This window comes from Alkalimonas amylolytica (assembly GCF_900107845.1).
In the GTDB taxonomy this organism is placed as follows: domain Bacteria; phylum Pseudomonadota; class Gammaproteobacteria; order Enterobacterales; family Alteromonadaceae; genus Alkalimonas; species Alkalimonas amylolytica.
In genome coordinates this window covers 19,955-36,537 of record NZ_FNRM01000008.1, presented here as the reverse complement: position 1 = coordinate 36,537, position 16,583 = coordinate 19,955, and the positions used below count along the sequence as shown (strand labels likewise).

Genomic DNA, 16,583 nt, shown 5'->3' with positions numbered 1-16,583 from the left:
TCTGTTAAAGCCATTACTGCAAGATAATGACAGCCTGCGGCAATTTTGCCTGCAGGCTGCAAGCAAACCTTTACTGTTACTCGACACCGAGTTTATCCGTCAAAGCACTTTGCAGCCAAAGCTGGGCTTAATCCAATTGTACGATGGGGATGAGCTGGTGCTGGTGGACCCGTTAGCTATTACCGATTGGTTGCCATTAAAAAACCTGCTGGTCAATGCCGATGTTACCAAGGTGATGCATGCCTGCATGGAAGATTTAGACGCCTTTCAGACCATCGGTATTGATAGCATTATGCCCTTAATTGATACTCAGATGGCTGCGTTACTGTTAGGTCAGGGCAGCAGTGTTGGTTTTGCAGCTTTGGTGGAGCAGGTCACCGGCACCAAACTGGATAAAGGCGAGTCAAGAACCAACTGGCTGGCACGGCCGCTTCGCGATGCGCAGCTGAGTTATGCCGCCAATGATGTGCTGTATTTATTACCAGTCTACCAACAACTGCAGCAGCAGCTGACTGCCGAACAGCACCAATTGTTGCAGCAAGAGGCTGAGCAATTGCAGCTAAGACGCAGCATGCAGTGGCCTGATCAGCTTCGTTTTATAGACATCAAAAACAGTTGGCAGTTACCACCCCGCGCGTTGGCTGTGCTGCAGCAATTGGTGGTGTGGCGGTTGGATTACGCAAGGAGCAAAGATCTGGCTTTGGGCCTGGTTTTTAAAGATGCGCAGCTGTTTGATATTGCCCGCAAAGCCCCAGCAAGCTTTGCTGCCTTGCAGGCCATTCCAGGATTGCCGGAGCGTGAGCTCAAGCGTCATGGTCAAGTGGTATTGCGTTTGGTGGAACAAGCGCTGGAAAGTGATCCGGCCGCTTGGCCACAGCCAGCTTACCATCGGGAGCAGTTTGCCGGTTATCGTGAAGTGACTGCGCAAATTCGTGAACGTGTGCAGCAAGCAGCCAGCCAGCATCAATTACCTGCTGAGTTACTCGCCACTAAGCGACAACAAACCGAGTATTTGAACTGGTGCTGGCGGGTGTCGGATGCAGAGCGTCAGGAGTTGCCTGTGCCTGAGCTTTTGCGCGGCTGGCGTAAACCCTTGTTGCAGCCCCTGCTGCCCTGGCCTGAGCATCTGAATAACAGTTAAACCTTTTTCTTACGTAGGAAGGCTGGGTTGGATCAGCCTTTTTTTTGCATTATAACGGATTATTTTTTCAAATAATTTTCATGTGATCGTCCTTTTGAATGGTGGCGTAAAGTTTGAGCAACCTCCAATCAATAAGGGTATTCACATGAAAGGAATAAAGCGTCTTGCTGTTTCGGCAGCCATCGTGACTTCACTTGCAGCATGCAACAGCAGCTCGGACCGTATTGAACTGCCGGTTAATCCACCACCACCACCACCGCCACCAGTTGTCGATGCCTCTTTACGGGTGATCCATGCGGTTTCCGATGCGCCCGCCGTCAATGTTCTTGCCAATGGTGATGTGGCCGTTGCAGGCCTTGACTACGCTGAAAGCTCTGCTCGATTAGAGCTTCCACCTGCTACATATAGCGTTGCTGTAGACGCTTTGTTGCCAGGTGACGATACACTCACTGTGATAGGGCCGGTTGATTTAGCTTTGGAAGAGGCCACCAACTACAAAGTATTTGCTGTAGGGTCTGTCGTAGCAGACAGCATCATGCCTGTGGTCGTGACTTCGGATATTGAAGATATTACAGACGGCAACATTCGTCTGCAGGTGGTGCATGCTGCTGCTGCCGCCCCGGCAGTGGATATTCATGTTACGGCTCCAGATGATGATTTAACCGCACCCCTTGCTACCCTGGATTTTGCAGAATTTACCGGTGCAGTCGATGTACCTGCTGGTAATTACCGGGTTCGCATTACACTGCCTGGAGAAGACACCGTGGTATTTGATAGTGGTGCTTTGGATTTAGCCGCTGGCACCGATCTGGTCGTAGCTGCCATCAACAATCGCTTTGCCGGTGATTCACCGGTGTCTTTACTGGCGGTAGCTCCCAATGGCACCTTCTTTGATGTGCTGGATGCTAACAGCAAATCAGCGGTGCGGGTGATCCATGGTGTTTCCGATGCACCGGCAGTCGATGTCTTGGTGAATGATACTATCCGACTGGTTGAGGACTTATCCTTCCCGGATTTTACTGGCTACGTTAATGTTGACCCAGACGAGTACAATGTCAAAGTGGTCGCCAATGCCGACAACAGCATTGTAGCGTTGGATGCAGACTTGGATTTAGCGGCTGGTGTGTTCTACAGCGTGCATGCACTAGGTTCCCTGGGTGAAGGCGAGATTTCCCCATTGGTGCTGATGGACATGCCGCGCCGGGTAGCTACCGAGGCGAAAGTACGTATCATCCATGGTTCTTTCCTGGCACCAAATGTGGATATCTATGTGACAGCAACCAATGATATCAGCGATGCTGAGCCAGCCTTTAGCAATGTACCATTCCTGGCGGAAACCGGATATGTCTCACTGGCAGCAGGTTCGTATGTAGTAACTGTAACAGCAACTGGTAGCAAAGATGCCGCCATTGGCCCGGTCACGCTGGACCTGGAAGCCAACACCATTTACACCGCTATTGCGCGTGACGGTGAGGGCCTTACAGCCGACTTTGGATTAATCCTGATGGACGACTTTGTGCAGGAAGATTGATTCTGTGCTTGCATCCTGACTGATGTGCAGCTTGGCCCACCGTTAAAAGTGGGCCTTTTTTATGCAAGCTCTTTGTTTACTATCGTTTTTCATCCGGGAAACTAACATTCAACTCCAACACCGAGAGTTCATCGGAGCGCTGCTCCAACGACACTGAAATCTGATCGGCTGGAATATCGACGTACTTGCGGATCACTTCCAGAATATCGCGTTCCAGCTGGGGCAGGTAATCCGGGCCAGAGCGACGGTTGCGCTCGTGCGCCACAATAATTTGCAACCGCTCTTTGGCGGTACTGGCAGTTTTCTTCTTGGTGGAGCGAAAATAATCCAGTAATGACATGCGGCTAACCTCCAAAAATCCGTTTGAGTAATCCCTTCTTCTCCACCGTTAAAAAGCGGAAATCGACGTGATTGCCAAGCAAGCGGCTCACAGTGTCCAGATAAGCCTGGCCAGCATCGCTTTCTTGATCCAAGGTGACAGGTTGGCCAGAGTTGGAAGCATTCAGCACGGCTTGCGACTCCGGAATGACACCAATCAGTGGAATAGCCAGAATTTCCTGCACATCTTCTACGCTGAGCATCTCGCCTTTGGCCACCCGCTCCGGGTTATAGCGGGTAAGCAGCAAATGTTCTTTGATGGCATCCTCGTTTCGCTCTGCCCGTCGTGATTTGCTGCTAAGCATGCCCAGAATGCGATCCGAGTCGCGCACCGAGGAGACTTCCGGGTTGGTAACGACCACGGCTTCATCGGCAAAATAGAGAGCCATCATGGCACCGGCTTCAATACCCGCTGGAGAGTCACAAATTATAAACTCAAAGTCTTTGGCCAGTTCATTCAAGACTTTTTCGACCCCTTCTTTCGTCAGGGCATCTTTATCACGGGTTTGCGACGCTGGTAAAATAAACAGGTTTTCGACCCGTTTGTCTTTGATTAGAGTTTGTTTTAGATTGGCTTCGCCATTGATCACATTAACAAAGTCGTACACCACGCGGCGCTCGCACCCCATAATCAGATCGAGGTTTCGCAAGCCGATATCAAAATCCACGATGACGGTTTTATGGCCGCTTAAGGCAAGGCCGGTGCCAATAGCCGCACTGGACGTTGTCTTACCAACGCCACCCTTGCCTGAGGTCACCACGATAATTTTTGCCATGGGTTCAATTCCTTCTTTCAATTCAGTTGATGTTACAGCTCGCCAATGGCAATGCTGTCGTCCTGCATCCGAATGCAGGCTGCTTTATTCCAAAAATCACCTTGCAGGCTGTCACTCAACCAATAATGGCCGGCGATGGATACCAACTCGGCCTGCAGGTTTTGGCAAAAGATACGCTTAGTGCTGTCACCACTGGCGCCGGCAATGGCTTTACCACGCAAGGTGCCGTAGATATGGATATTGCCATCGGCGATGACTTCAGCACCGGCACCAACGGCTCCCCGCACAATCAAATCAGCTCCTTTGGCATAAATTTGTTGGCCAGAGCGGATATTTTGCTCCACCACCTTGGTATGCATCGGTACCTGCTCGACCCGAGCTTCACCCGATGAGCCAGGGGCTGGTGCCAGCGGTTTACTGTCCTGTCCCAGGCGCAATACGGCAAGGCCTGCTGCCTGAGCCAGCTGTTTTTGTTCGGTGCTTGCTCCGGCCACGCCAACCAACACCAGCTTAAGCTGCTGAAACAACTGCTTAAGCGCGTTAAAATCAACCGTTTGGTGGTCCGGGGTCAGTTGAATCACCATGGCTGCCTGATGGAAAAAGCCAGGAGCCTGGTCGAGCTTTTGTTGCAAAGCGGCCTGCAGGCCTGCGACACTCAGGTCGCTGCTATGAATGACCGACAGCGGAAACAGGCTGCCTTTCAGCTCAAAGAATGGTTCGGACAATAATTCGGACATAGTTTGGTATGATCATCTTAACTTGGGTAAATGCAGCGCACACTCACGTGTTGTTTTATTCTAGGTTTGTTTAATTCCAATCAGGCTGAGCCGCTTCAAACAGCTTTGCAACAGACGTCGGAGTAAGGGGCACCCGGCTGGGTGAATTTCATCCTGTTAACTCTGCATCAGGGCGGGAAGCGCGGTACAAGCCAATGGCTTCATGGTATAGTTTACTACAGTGTTAGGCAAGTTCGATAAAGTGATTTTACGCCATGTTGTGTGTTGTCTACAAAAGCCTGAAAAAAGACCAGACTTACCTTTATATTGAGCGTCGGGATGATTTCTCCAAAGTGCCTGATGCCTTACTGGTCAGTTTCGGCAAACCCCAGTTGGTGACATTGATTAACCTTGAAAAGCGAACTTCTTTGGCGTTGGCTGATCTGAGTAAAGTGAAGGCAGAGCTCAGTGATAAAGGTTACTACCTGCAATTACCTCCACCACCAGAAGATCTGCTGGCGGAACACAAAGCCACATTGCAATTAAAATAGTAAAAGAGTGCACTTAACGTAGTAATGGGTGCAATTAAAATCGTGAACGGGAGTGTTATGCGCATGATTCCATGGATCCAGGCCACAGCGTTAAGCCTATTGCTGGCTTTTCCGGTACTGGCCAAACCCAGCTTTTCTGAATACGCCGAGGGGCTTCGGCAGGAAGCCGTTGAGCGGGGGTATGACCCTGCGTTGATTGAGCAGGTGTTTACCAGTTTGCAATTCCATGAGCGGGTAGTGACGGCCGATCGCAACCAGCCGGAGCGGGTGGAAACCCTGGATACCTATTTGCCCAAGCGGGTCAGTGAAACCCGGATCCGTATGGCCCGTGAACGCTATCAGCGCTATCAGGAACAACTGAAAGAAGTGGAAGCCCGCTATGGCGTGCAAGGTCGCTTTATTATTGCGTTATGGGGCCTTGAAAGCAGCTTTGGCCGTTTTATGGGCAACCACTCAGTGCCTTCGTCTCTGGCTACCCTGGCGTACGAGGGGCGGCGCGAGGCCTTTTTCCGCAGCGAATTTTTTCATGCCATGGACATTCTGGCTGCAGGTCACATAGAGCTAGACGACATGAAAGGCTCTTGGGCTGGTGCCATGGGACAAAGCCAGTTTATGCCAAGTTCGTTTTTATCCTATGCGCAGGACTTCGACGGTGACGGCCGCAAGGATATCTGGGGCAACCAGATGGATGTGTTTGCTTCCATAGCTAACTATCTGAAAAGACTGGGTTGGGATAACAGCCAGACCTGGGGGCGGGAGGTCAAATTACCAGAAAATTTCTCGATGGATTATGCCATTCCACGCGGCACTCCAAATCGTGCTGCCTGGCTGCGCGAATGGGCACGTACCGAGCGTACCTTGGCCGAGTGGCAACAGTTGGGGGTCCGGCGACTGGATGGTCGTGACTTGCCGGAGCGTGATATTAAAGCGGCCTTGATTTTGCCGGATAATGAAGGCGGCCGGGCTTATTTGGCCTATGATAATTACAAAACCTTAATGCACTGGAATCGATCTTATTATTTTGTCACCAGTGTCGGTTATCTGGCCGATTTAATTGCAGCGGGCGAGTAAGCCCTGTGAAGCGAGTGAGTTATGTATCAGCATCGTAATCTCTGTGGTGATCGGATTGATCTGCCCGTTGGCAAAGTCGTGTGCATTGGTCAGAATTACCAGGATCATATTGCCGAAATGAAAAGTCAGGTCGCTGCCGAGGCTTTATTTTTTATCAAGCCCGCTACGGCGCTTGCCGACTTAACCCAGCCGGTCGCGATCCCACTTCATCATGGTGCTGTGCATAATGAAACCGAGCTGGCGGTATTGATTCAAACGCCGCTTTGCAAAGCCTCTGCCCAGCAAGTGGCCCCGGCGATTTGGGGCTACAGTCTGGCGCTGGATCTCACGCTACGTGATATTCAAACCGAGCTGAAACGACTGGGGCGTCCCTGGGAGATTGCCAAAGGCTTTGATGGGGCCTGTCCGGTTGGCCCTTTTGTGCCGCAGGCGCAGGTGAAGCACCCGCAGCAATTGGACTTCAGTTTGACCGTTAATGGCGAGCTACGTCAATCCGGTACCACAGCGACCATGATCCGTGGTATTCATCAGATGATCAGTGAGATGTCGCACTGGTTTAGTTTGCAACCAGGCGATATCGTCCTCACTGGCACCCCGGCTGGGGTAGGTCCTTTACAGCCTGGCGATCGTCTGGTGTTGCAACTGGCCGACTTGTTGCATCTGAACACTGAAGTGGTGGCGGCATGAGCCTGGGAGAACGTTTTTGGGAACATAAATCCCTGGCTGAGATGAGCCCGCAGGAATGGGAGGCCGTCTGCGATGGTTGCGCCAAATGTTGCCTGAATAAGTTTATCGATGATGAAGGCCCTGAGCTGGATTTTTTGCCGACCGATCAGTTGCAAGAAGGCGAGCAGGTGCATTACACCAACATCGCCTGTCGTTATCTGAATTCGCACAAATGCGAATGCACGGAATACCAAAACCGTACCGTCCTGGTGCCCGATTGCATTCAACTGACCAAAGACAACCTGAAAGACATCTTTTTTATGCCACCCTCCTGCAGTTATCGACGTTTGCATGAAGGCAGAGGCTTGCCAAGCTGGCATCCGCTGTTGAACAATGGTAAAAAAAGCCTGATGCATAAAAAACAAATGTCGGTGCGCAATAAAACCATTTCGGAAGCTCAGGTCAATTTGCATGACTTTGAAGACTTCATTGTGCGCTGGCCATTAAATGACCTTGATTGAGGCGAAATGCGCTTAAAGCAGATCCGGCTGGCGGGCTTTAAATCCTTCGTTGACGCAACGTCAGTGCCTTTCCCACAGCAAATGACGGCTGTGGTCGGCCCCAATGGCTGCGGTAAATCCAATGTCATTGATGCGGTACGTTGGGTGCTTGGTGAAAGCTCGGCCAAGAATCTGCGCGGTGATGCCATGACCGATGTTATTTTCAATGGCTCGTCGCAGCGTAAACCGGTTTCTCAGGCGTCGGTCGAGCTGGTGTTTGAAAATACCCAGGGCAGGGTGCAGGGCTCGATGGCCGATCGCAGTGAAATTGCCATCAAACGCTTAGTGACCCGCGATGCTCAATCCACTTACTTCCTCAATGGTAGCAAATGCCGTCGACGCGACATTACCGATATTTTTCTGGGGACCGGTCTTGGTCCGCGCAGCTACGCTATTATCGAGCAAGGCATGATTTCACGCTTGATTGAGTCCAAGCCCCAAGAGCTGCGGGTTTTTATTGAGGAAGCGGCTGGTATCTCCAAATACAAAGAGCGGCGACGAGAAACCGAAAACCGCATCCGACATACCCGCGACAACCTGGATCGTTTATCCGATGTGCGGGAAGAGCTGGGCAAAAACCTCGACAAACTGAAACGCCAGGCCAGTGCTGCGGAGCGTTATAAAGAGCTTAAAGCCCGAGAGCGCCGTTTAAAAGCGGAAGTGACCGCGTTACGCTGGCTCAAATTCCACCAGTTACAAACCCAACTGGAACAGCAACTGGCTGCCGAGGAAACCGAGCTGGAAAAGTTTCAGGCGGCGCAGATGGGCGATCAGCGGGTATTGATTGAACTAAAGGAACAGCAGCAGGATCTACGTCAGCAGCAGACGATTGAGCAGGAGAGCTTTTACCGGCTGGGCGCTGAAATCAGTCGTATCGAGCAGCAGTTGCTGCACCAACGTCAGCAGCGCCAGCAGCGCAGCGCAGAGCTGGATAAGGTGCAGCAGCAACTGCAAGACGCCAGAGCACATCTGTCATTGGAGCAGCAGCAACTTGAAGAGCAACAAGCCATGCTGGAAGAGATCCTGCCAGAGCAGGCATTTTGTGAAGAGCAAGTCGCTTTGTTGCAGCAGCAGCTCGAAAGCCTGGAGCAAGCGCAAGACCAGGCAGAGCAGGACTGGCAGGTCTGGCAGCAACAGCAGTTTCAGTTGCAGCGCCAGCAACAGCAATGGCAACTGCAACTGAGCAATGCCCAGCAGCAACAAAGCCAGCAGCAACAACGTGAACAGCGTTTACAGCAGCAAGTTGCCGAATTAAAGCGGCAACTTGCCGCCGAAGCCGACAACGAGCGTGAACAAGTCTGGCACCAAGCCAAGGTGAGCACAGAGCAGGTGCGCACCGAATTGCAGCAAGCTGAGCTGCTACTTTCACAAACGCAGCAAGATCTGCAGCAGCTGCAGCGCCAGCACGATCGGCTGCAGCTGCAGTTGCAGCAACTTAGCCAAGAGCAAAACAAGCTGCAGCAAGCGCAGCAGCAAGCCAATCAACAGCAATTGATCAGTCAGTTGCAGGTGGAACCCGGTTGGGCAGAGGCCGTCTGTCTGGCACTCGGAGCCTTGCAGCATGCCAGTGTAAGCCCGCACTGGCCCGATGCATTAGATCAGACGCTGCTGTTAACTCAGCCAGTCTCTGTGTCAGCGCAGTCAGCAGGTCCCTGTCTGGCAGATAAAGTACAAGGCGCGGCTATTCCGGATTATTTTTACCGCATCCTGTTAGTCGACACCGATGCCAGTGCGCAGCAACAATTGCCAGACTTGGCGGCTGGTTTCACCTTAATGACAGTCAGTGGCCACTGGTATGGGCCAAACTGGTGTTTGTTGGCTGGGCTGGATGAACAAGACAGCTTTTTGGCACGGGCTGAGCGGCTGCAGCAGCTCAGCAGCGAGCAAACGGTGTTAGCCCAGCAAGAACAGATCGTATTGGCTGAGCTTGAAACCACCAGCCAGCGACTGAGCCAACAGCAGCTGGCGGTTACTAGCAGCAAGCAGGCACTGCAACAAAGCGAGCAGCAGGAGCAGGAAGCCCGAACCCAATGGCTGTTGCAGCAGCAACAGCAGCAGCAATGGCAGCAGCAAAGCCAACAACTCGAAGAAGAGATGGCGCAACTGGCAGTACTGGGTGAAGATACGCAGCTGCAGCAGGAAGCTTTGTCTGAACAGTTGTTGCAGCAGGATGAGCTGCTGGAGCAGCATCAAAGCCGTGAGCACGGCCTGGCGCAGCGGCGACAGGATCTGCAGCAGCAATTACGTCAGCAACGGTCCCGGCTGGAACAACAACAACAGCAGTTGCAGCAACTGACGGTAAACCTAACCAGCGGTCAACGCCAGTTGCAACTGTTGCAGCAAAGCCTGGTACGTAGCCAGCAGCAACAACAGCATCTGCAGGAGCGTGAGCAACACTTGTTGCAGCATGGCGATGACGATGAGCCGGATTTGGCCTTGCATGAAGCCCTGCAAGAAGTGCTGTTGCAACGTGAAACGGCAGAATTACAGCTGCAGCAGTTGCAAAATCAGTTGTCGGACTGTGAGCAGAAAATGCGTGAGCTGGAGCAGGGCCAGCACAGTATTTTGCAGCTGGTCAATCAAAAGCGCCAGCAACTGGAGTCGCTCAAGCTGGATGCGGAAGGGGATCGCATTCGTGCCAACAATATGTTGGAACTTCTGCAGGAACAACAAGCTCAGTTAAAACAGGTGTTGGAACAATTGGCCACCGATGCCGATGAGCAACAATTGCAAAGCGAGCTGGATAAAACCAGCGATGCTATCAGCAGGCTCGGTGCCATTAACCTGGCGGCCATTGATGAGTACCAGCAACAAGCCGAACGGAAAAGCTACCTGGACAGTCAGCATCAGGATTTAACCGATGCACTGGAGACGCTGGAAACGGCGATTCGTAAAATTGACCGGGAAACCCGCCAGCGCTTTAAAGAGACCTTTGAGCGGGTCGACCAGGGGTTGCGTACCCTATTTCCTAAGGTGTTTGGCGGTGGCAGTGCTTATCTGGAATTAACCGACGATGATTTGCTGGAGACCGGTGTCAGTATCATGGCCAGGCCACCGGGGAAAAAAAACAGCACCATTCATTTGCTGTCGGGTGGTGAAAAGGCGCTAACCGCATTATCATTGGTGTTTTCGATTTTTCAGCTGAATCCGGCACCATTTTGTATGCTGGATGAGGTGGATGCACCTTTGGACGATGCCAATGTCGGACGTTTCTGCAATCTTGTACGGGAAATGTCGGAAACGGTACAATTTATTTATATTAGTCATAATAAAATAGCCATGGAGATGGCAGCTCAACTGATGGGCGTGACCATGCAGGAGCCCGGTGTGTCCAGGGTGGTCGCAGTCGATGTTGATGATGCAGTAAAAATGGCTGAAGCCTCTTAGAATCAAAAGGATCCGGGAATGGCGAGTGAATTACGTTTAGCGCTTTTTATTTTGATAGCCTTGGCCATTGGTGCTTTGCTGTTGCATGGCCTCTGGACGGTGCGGAAAAATGCCGGTCAAAAACACCGGTATTACCCTGGCCGGGATGACAGCACTGATGCTGCGTCTGGCAGTGCCGATGCAGATGGCTTTGATGAGTTCGGTGTTGGCAAGGTGCGGGTGATCCGAAAAGGCAGCAGCCAGCCCCAGTCAGAGTCGCCAACCGCTACTCAGTCAGAGCCAGAGCCGGAAGAAATACAGAATCAGTTTGATTTTGATGAGCCTGCTGAGCCAAAGCTGACTTTCAGTGCTTTGGATGAAGGCGAAGAACGGCCACTCAGTGCTACCCAGTCGCAAGCCAGTGGTTCGGCCCCGACACAGGAGCTGCGCGAGCAGCCAGTGAGCGAGGAGACCAGCCAAGCCGAAGCCGCACCATCGGAAGTGCTCATTCTCTATGTGTTGCTGCCGGAAGGGCGTGAAATCAAAGGGCAGGATTTACTGCCTTTGCTGCTGACCCTGGGCTTTAAGTTCGGCGAGATGGATATTTTCCATCGTCATCAGGACAGTGCGGGTTCGGGCGAGGTGTTGTTTAGTCTGGCGAACATGTTTAATCCAGGCACCTTTGATATTGATCAGATGGAGAAAATCACCACCAGGGGCATTAGCTTGTTCATGACTTTGCCTGGCCCAGGTGAGCCATTGCAAAACTTTAACCTGATGAACAATGCCGCTAAGAAAATTGCTGAAGAGTTTGGTGGCCAGGTGCTGGATGGTCAGCGCAGCGTGTTGACCGTGCAAACCGTGCGCCATTACGTTGAAAAAATCCGTGAGTTTCAGCGTCAGCAACTGATCCGCGGCTACCGTTAATACCCTGGCAGGCAGTCTCGGGCTGCCTGCTGTTGGTTTGTTTTTTGAGTGAGCAGTCTGCCATGACCACCCCGACGCAGTCCGATGTCGAGCAATTGCAGCAGCAGTTGAGTCAATACAGTTATGAATACTATGTGCTGGATCACCCCAGCGTGCCGGATGCCGAATACGATCGGCTGTTTCGCCAGCTACAAGCCTGGGAGCAGCAGCACCCTGAGTGGGTGCAGCCTGACTCACCCACCCAGCGCGTGGGTGAAAAGCCGCTAGGCCAGTTTGCCCAGGTGCAGCACCAGGTGCCGATGTTATCGCTTGATAATGCCTTTGCCGACGAAGACTTTCTGGCGTTTTGTAAGCGCATGTCAGATCGACTGGATTACAGTGGTGAATTTCATTTCTGTTGTGAACCTAAACTGGATGGTCTGGCTGTTAGTATTCGTTATGAGCAGGGGAAGTTGGTACAGGCGGCAACCCGGGGCGATGGAAGTACCGGCGAAGATATTACCAACAACGTCAAAACCATACGGGCACTGCCGCTCAAGTTACGGGGCAATGACTGGCCCGAAGTGCTGGAGGTACGGGGCGAAGTCTTCATGCCTTTGGCCGGCTTTGAACGCATGAACGAGGCAGCTCGTTTGCGTGGTGATAAGGTGTTCGCTAACCCACGCAACGCTGCTGCCGGTAGTTTGAGGCAATTGGATCCGGCCATTACTGCCAGCAGGCCTTTGATGTTTTATGCCTATGGCCTGGGCGAGGTGCAAGACAGCGCCGGGCAACTAAATAGCAGCAGTCACTATCAGCGGTTGCAACAGGTAAAAGACTGGGGGTTTCCGGTCTGCCCGGAAATTGCAGCGGTGCAAGGGCCGGCCGAAGTCCTGGCCTATTATCAGCGCATTGCTGAACGCCGTGCCAGCTTGCCGTACGAAATTGATGGCGTGGTGGTGAAAGTCGACAGCCTGGCGCAGCAACTGGCGCTCGGTTTTGTGGCCCGTGCACCGCGCTGGGCCATTGCTTTTAAGTTTCCTGCCCAGGAGCAATTAACGACTTTACTGGATGTCGAGTTCCAGGTCGGCCGAACCGGTGCCATTACGCCGGTGGCGCGTTTGGCTCCGGTACTGGTGGGAGGGGTCACCGTAAGCAATGCCACCTTGCACAATCAGGATGAAATCAACCGTCTGGGCGTGCGGATTGGCGATACCGTCACGGTGCGTAGGGCCGGCGATGTCATTCCGCAAATTGTCTCGGTGTTGGCAGAGCGTCGCCCGGCCGACAGTCAGCCAATCGTGTTTCCAACCGAGTGCCCGGTGTGTCAGTCTCATATTGAGCGGGTAGCAGGCGAAGCCGTGGCGCGTTGTACCGGCGGCCTTTATTGTGCTGCTCAGCGCAAAGAAGCACTGAAGCATTTTGTGGCTCGTAAAGCGCTCGATATTGATGGCCTGGGCGATAAGTTGATTGAACAGTTGGTCGATCAGCAGCTGGTGCAAACCCCGGCCGATATCTTCAAGCTGGATTTACCGGCCCTGCTGGGGCTGGAGCGGATGGCAGAAAAATCGGCCACTAAGTTGCTGCAAGCCATCGAAGCTGCTAAAACCACCACTTTGCCGCGTTTTATTTATGCGCTCGGTATTCGTGAGGTGGGCGAAGCAACCGCTTTAAACCTGGCGCAGCACTTTGGCGATCTTGAAGCCATAATGCAAGCAGATGAAACGGCCTTGCAAACGGTCTCGGATGTTGGTGCTGTGGTAGCGCAGCATCTGGCAGCATTTTTTCAAGAGCCACACAACCAGCAAGTCATTGATGCGCTGTTGGTTGCTGGTGTGCACTGGCCTGCCATTCAACGGCAAGCCGTCAGTGAGCAGCCTTTGGTCGGACAAACCCTGGTGTTGACCGGTACACTCAGCAGTATGGGGCGGGATGACGCTAAGGCACGGTTGCAGCGCCTGGGAGCCAAGGTATCTGGCTCGGTGTCGAAGAAAACCTATGCCGTCATTGCCGGAGAAAATGCCGGCTCCAAGCTGAGTAAGGCCGAGGAGCTGGGGGTAGCCATCTGGGACGAAGCCACCATGCAGGCCTTATTTACCAAGTACGGAGTCGATTGATGGATTGGTTGCATGAAGTTTTACTGCAATGGGGCGCTTTGTTTCGGCCTTATGTGCGGGATATTGCGCTGGCGATGGTGGCGACCAGTCTGGTGGTCTTTGGTGACGATATCAACCGGTTTATTCGCCGCCAGGTGGCCGGTATGCACTTTTTCTGGCGTACGCTAATTTTTGTTTTGGTGTGTGCCTTTGGCTATGGTGCCTTTACGCTTTTTGTTACGCCACTGGTAGCATCGCAGCTGGCCGGTTTAAGTACTATTTGGTTGCCATGGGCCACACTTGGTATCTTTACCTTGCTTGGTATTTTAGCCCAGCGCCGGCGGCAAGCCTGATGAAACAGCCCTTGCTCTGGCCCTTGGATGATGATGGTCTGGTTGCTTTGCCGCTGCGGTTGTATCTATTGTTGCTGTTGTTGCTGCGACCAATCCTAAGCTGGATCCTGGCGTTGACCATTCCAGAGCAAAAAGGCGAAATGCTGGCTTTCTTTTATCCGGATCAACAGCAATTTTGGTTGGCCTGTTTATTGGCCTTACCTACTTTATTGCTTTGTGTGGCTTTAACACAGCGTCGGCCGAAAGGCCATGCCGGCTGGTTTCGTATCTGGCGGTATGGCAAGTGGCTGCTGTTGGCTACTCTGATCCCCGATTTAATCCTGACCATCCGCGCCTTGCCGCCTTATGTGGCTGTGGAGCAGCCCTGGCTGCTGCTGGCACCGTCTTTATTGGTGATTGGAAGTCTCTGGCTGCTGCGAAGTCGCCGGGTACCGGTCATTTTCAGCGAATGGCCTGAGCCTGCACCTGCAAAAAAATAATTATCCTGACTGGTTTTGCATCCTTAGTAAGCAGCAGCTAAACTTATAGACCCTTGTTTAAAAAGTTGTTTATGAGTGAGCGTTGCAGTAACCTCTTCAAATAAAGCGTTATTTCAACTGGTCTCCAGGCTTTCCTCCAGCTTGACCGGTGCCAGTACTGCTTATTTAGATGATGCGATTGAGCAGGCGCTTAGCGGGATCGGCGAATTTTTTGAAGCAGACCGCAGTTACTTATTTTCATTCAGCCCTGACTATCAGTTTGCGAAAAACACCCACGAATGGTGCGCTATAGGTGTCTCTAGTCAAAAAGCACAGTTGCAGCAGCTGGATACCGAACTGCTTGCCAGCTGGATGCAGCCTTTAAAAGAGGGCACGACGATAGCCATAAGTGATGTCAGTAGCCTGCCAGCACAAAGTGCCGAGCGTTTGTTGTTAGAATTGCAGCATATCCGGTCGGTCATCATGCTGCCGCTCATAAGCAGTGGCAACTTGCTGGGTATGTTTGGTCTCGACATTGTACGTACTGATAACGTGTGGTGGGATGAAACCATTGCCGCTCTTGAGCTTATTGCCGGTAATATCGCCGGTGGTCTAATACGTCAAGCCGTTGAAACCAAGGCAGAACGCCTGGCGTTTTATGATGAACTGACATCCTTACCAAACCGTCGGCTACTGCTTGAGCTGCTCCAGCAGGCATTGGCAAACTCAGCCCGTTCGGGTCGCTTTGGTGCGCTGTTATTAGTCGATTTGGATAACTTTAAAAGCCTGAATGAAAGTCAGGGCCACCAGCAAGGCGATCAGTACCTGCAGATGGTGGCTCAGATCATCCGGCATAAACTACGCGACAGTGATGTGATGGCGCGAACCGGTGGTGATGAGTTTGCTGTGGTGCTAAGCGATCTTGGCAGCACTAGCCAAGATGCCGCCATGCATGCGCGAAAACTGGCCGATCAGTTACTGAGCAGCATCAACTGCCCGATCCCTTTGAATGAACATCGTTATCAGGCCTCGGTCAGTGTGGGTATTAGCTTGTTTCATGGCGATAAAACCCCAGTCGATGAACTATTAAAGCAAGTTGAAATGGCGATGTATCGTGCCAAAGCCGCCGGTCGTAATAGTGTGGAGTTTTTTGATACCAGGATGCAAATCCTGGCAGAACAGCGGGGGCAGCTGGCGCAGGATCTTCATCAGGCAACCCGGCAGCAACAATTTCATCTGGTATATCAGCCTATTATCCGACAAAAAAAACTGTGTGGGGTAGAAGCTCTAATCCGCTGGCATCATCCGCAGCAAGGATTTATTTCACCGGGGATCTTTATACCTTTTGCTGAGCAAAGTGGCTTGATTGTTCCCATCGGTGATTGGGTGATCAAGCAGGCATGTACCCAACTGGTTCGATGGCAAAAAATCAAGCATCTACGGCATCTTAGTTGCTCGGTCAACATCAGTGCTTTGCAGTTTGCGCAGGATAATTTTGTCGAAAAAATGATTCAGTGTCTGTTGGATACTGGTGTCAGCCCAGAGCGATTAAAGCTGGAGCTGACCGAAGGCATGCTGATTGATGATGTCGAAAACATCCGCACTAAAATGGGAAAGCTGCAAACTTTGGGCGTGACGTTTTCCTTGGATGACTTCGGCACCGGCTATTCATCACTCAGCTATTTGCATCGATTTCCACTGAGTCAGTTGAAGATAGACCAGCAGTTTATTCGCAATCTTGACACCAATCCTCAAAATAAAGCCATTACCAAGGCTATCCTTGCATTGGCAGCCAGCCTAGAACTGGAGGTAGTGGCCGAAGGGGTAGAAACTCAGGCGGAATTAGCACAGTTAAGAGCGCTTGGCTGCGAATCATTTCAAGGCTTTTTGTTTAGTAAGCCATTAAGCTCGGATGCTATTGAATCGTTTGAACCAGAAACCTTGGCAAAGCTATTTGATTTACAGATAGCAAGGCAAAAAAACGGTAGCTGATAGGAAGCTTGTGCCGGATTGG

At 52.0% G+C, this 16,583-nt stretch carries 15 protein-coding genes; 12 read left to right on the top strand and 3 right to left on the bottom strand.

What is annotated here, in order from left to right; translation table 11 throughout:
- Position 1: 1 nt before the first annotated feature.
- Positions 2-1,141 carry a ribonuclease D gene (gene rnd, locus BLW37_RS14700; protein WP_091344193.1) on the top strand — a complete coding sequence of 380 codons (1,140 nt, stop codon included), beginning with the start codon at positions 2-4 and terminating at the stop codon, positions 1,139-1,141.
- Between the two features lie 145 nt (positions 1,142-1,286).
- Entirely contained in the window at positions 1,287-2,672 is a 1,386-nt protein-coding gene (locus tag BLW37_RS14695; RefSeq protein WP_091344189.1) for a DUF4397 domain-containing protein, read from the top strand.
- Positions 2,673-2,751: 79 nt separating this feature from the next.
- On the opposite strand, the gene minE is transcribed toward BLW37_RS14695, so the two are convergent.
- The 3 genes from minE to minC are packed head-to-tail and all read right to left on the bottom strand — an operon-like array spanning position 2,752 to position 4,551.
- On the bottom strand, positions 2,752-3,012 hold the full coding sequence (gene minE, locus BLW37_RS14690) for a cell division topological specificity factor MinE (protein ID WP_091344188.1): 261 nt from the start codon (positions 3,010-3,012) through the stop codon (positions 2,752-2,754).
- 4 nt (positions 3,013-3,016) lie between these two features.
- Entirely contained in the window at positions 3,017-3,826 is an 810-nt protein-coding gene (minD, locus tag BLW37_RS14685; protein ID WP_091344187.1) for a septum site-determining protein MinD, read from the bottom strand.
- Positions 3,827-3,858: 32 nt separating this feature from the next.
- Positions 3,859-4,551, bottom strand: a complete 693-nt coding sequence (minC, locus tag BLW37_RS14680) for a septum site-determining protein MinC (protein ID WP_091344478.1) — start codon at positions 4,549-4,551, stop codon at positions 3,859-3,861.
- Positions 4,552-4,817: 266 nt separating this feature from the next.
- Between minC and BLW37_RS14675 the strand changes: the two genes are divergently transcribed.
- The 10 genes from BLW37_RS14675 (at position 4,818) to BLW37_RS14630 (ending at position 16,561) form a co-directional block, all read left to right on the top strand.
- Positions 4,818-5,093 carry a YcgL domain-containing protein gene (locus BLW37_RS14675; protein ID WP_091344185.1) on the top strand — a complete coding sequence of 92 codons (276 nt, stop codon included), beginning with the start codon at positions 4,818-4,820 and terminating at the stop codon, positions 5,091-5,093.
- Between the two features lie 63 nt (positions 5,094-5,156).
- Positions 5,157-6,164: a lytic murein transglycosylase gene (locus tag BLW37_RS14670; RefSeq protein ID WP_091344475.1), complete on the top strand. Its 1,008-nt coding sequence runs from the start codon at positions 5,157-5,159 to the stop codon at positions 6,162-6,164.
- A 21-nt stretch (positions 6,165-6,185) separates the two neighbouring features.
- Positions 6,186-6,851, top strand: a complete 666-nt coding sequence (locus BLW37_RS14665; RefSeq protein WP_091344183.1) for a fumarylacetoacetate hydrolase family protein — start codon at positions 6,186-6,188, stop codon at positions 6,849-6,851.
- Positions 6,848-7,351, top strand: a complete 504-nt coding sequence (locus BLW37_RS14660; protein ID WP_091344182.1) for a YcgN family cysteine cluster protein — start codon at positions 6,848-6,850, stop codon at positions 7,349-7,351. Before BLW37_RS14665 ends, BLW37_RS14660 begins: the two co-directional genes overlap by 4 nt.
- 6 nt (positions 7,352-7,357) lie before the next feature.
- Positions 7,358-10,777, top strand: a complete 3,420-nt coding sequence (gene smc / locus BLW37_RS14655) for a chromosome segregation protein SMC (RefSeq protein ID WP_091344181.1) — start codon at positions 7,358-7,360, stop codon at positions 10,775-10,777.
- A gap of 18 nt (positions 10,778-10,795) precedes the next feature.
- On the top strand, positions 10,796-11,683 hold the full coding sequence (gene zipA / locus BLW37_RS14650) for a cell division protein ZipA (RefSeq protein WP_091344180.1): 888 nt from the start codon (positions 10,796-10,798) through the stop codon (positions 11,681-11,683).
- Positions 11,684-11,745: 62 nt separating this feature from the next.
- Positions 11,746-13,779 carry an NAD-dependent DNA ligase LigA gene (gene ligA, locus BLW37_RS14645; RefSeq protein ID WP_091344179.1) on the top strand — a complete coding sequence of 678 codons (2,034 nt, stop codon included), beginning with the start codon at positions 11,746-11,748 and terminating at the stop codon, positions 13,777-13,779.
- Complete coding sequence (locus BLW37_RS14640) at positions 13,779-14,111, top strand: DUF3392 domain-containing protein (protein ID WP_091344178.1); 333 nt, start codon at positions 13,779-13,781, stop codon at positions 14,109-14,111. The genes ligA and BLW37_RS14640 overlap by 1 nt, the downstream gene beginning before the upstream one ends.
- Positions 14,111-14,590 (top strand): DUF2919 family protein, encoded by a 480-nt coding sequence (locus BLW37_RS14635; RefSeq protein ID WP_091344177.1) that lies wholly within the window; start codon positions 14,111-14,113, stop codon positions 14,588-14,590. Before BLW37_RS14640 ends, BLW37_RS14635 begins: the two co-directional genes overlap by 1 nt.
- Positions 14,591-14,665: 75 nt before the next feature.
- Entirely contained in the window at positions 14,666-16,561 is a 1,896-nt protein-coding gene (locus tag BLW37_RS14630; RefSeq protein WP_091344176.1) for a sensor domain-containing phosphodiesterase, read from the top strand.
- The last annotated feature ends 22 nt before the right edge of the window (positions 16,562-16,583 follow it).

Bases quoted from the DNA above. Each gene is read 5' to 3' on its own strand.
- BLW37_RS14635 (WP_091344177.1), top strand. From the start codon at position 14,111: ATGAAACAGCCCTTGCTCTGGCCCTTGGATGATGATGGTCTGGTTGCT.
- smc (WP_091344181.1), top strand. From the start codon at position 7,358: ATGCGCTTAAAGCAGATCCGGCTGGCGGGCTTTAAATCCTTCGTTGAC.
- BLW37_RS14695 (WP_091344189.1), top strand. From the start codon at position 1,287: ATGAAAGGAATAAAGCGTCTTGCTGTTTCGGCAGCCATCGTGACTTCA.
- BLW37_RS14670 (WP_091344475.1), top strand. From the start codon at position 5,157: ATGATTCCATGGATCCAGGCCACAGCGTTAAGCCTATTGCTGGCTTTT.
- minE (WP_091344188.1), bottom strand. From the start codon at position 3,012: ATGTCATTACTGGATTATTTTCGCTCCACCAAGAAGAAAACTGCCAGT.
- BLW37_RS14640 (WP_091344178.1), top strand. From the start codon at position 13,779: ATGGATTGGTTGCATGAAGTTTTACTGCAATGGGGCGCTTTGTTTCGG.
- zipA (WP_091344180.1), top strand. From the start codon at position 10,796: ATGGCGAGTGAATTACGTTTAGCGCTTTTTATTTTGATAGCCTTGGCC.
- ligA (WP_091344179.1), top strand. From the start codon at position 11,746: ATGACCACCCCGACGCAGTCCGATGTCGAGCAATTGCAGCAGCAGTTG.
- minD (WP_091344187.1), bottom strand. From the start codon at position 3,826: ATGGCAAAAATTATCGTGGTGACCTCAGGCAAGGGTGGCGTTGGTAAG.
- BLW37_RS14660 (WP_091344182.1), top strand. From the start codon at position 6,848: ATGAGCCTGGGAGAACGTTTTTGGGAACATAAATCCCTGGCTGAGATG.
- BLW37_RS14665 (WP_091344183.1), top strand. From the start codon at position 6,186: ATGTATCAGCATCGTAATCTCTGTGGTGATCGGATTGATCTGCCCGTT.
- BLW37_RS14675 (WP_091344185.1), top strand. From the start codon at position 4,818: ATGTTGTGTGTTGTCTACAAAAGCCTGAAAAAAGACCAGACTTACCTT.